General features: G+C 56.3%; 1 pseudogene. It reads right to left on the bottom strand.

Annotation, left to right across the window (positions count from 1 at the left end):
* A pseudogene (locus tag FDX22_RS23925) lies at positions 1-247 on the bottom strand (DNA polymerase III subunit delta'); the annotation flags it as partial.

Consider the following 247-nt stretch of genomic DNA (forward strand, 5'->3'; position numbering starts at 1 on the left):
GGGCGGTTCTTCCAGCGTTTTCAGCAACGCATTGGCGGCGGCATCGGTTAACTGAGCGGCATCCGGGATCCACACCACTTTCGCACCGCCAAGGCGTGAATGCTCGTACAGCTTCTCGCTGACTTCACGTACCGCATCAATACCCAGCGTGCTTTTGCCTTTTTCCGGCAGCAACGAATAGTAGTCCGGGTGTGTACCTGCCTGCATCAATTGACAGCCACGGCACTGTCCGCAGCTTTTATGTCCT

Source organism: Citrobacter sp. TBCS-14 (assembly GCF_005280805.1).
GTDB classification, from domain to species: Bacteria; Pseudomonadota; Gammaproteobacteria; order Enterobacterales; family Enterobacteriaceae; genus Citrobacter; species Citrobacter gillenii.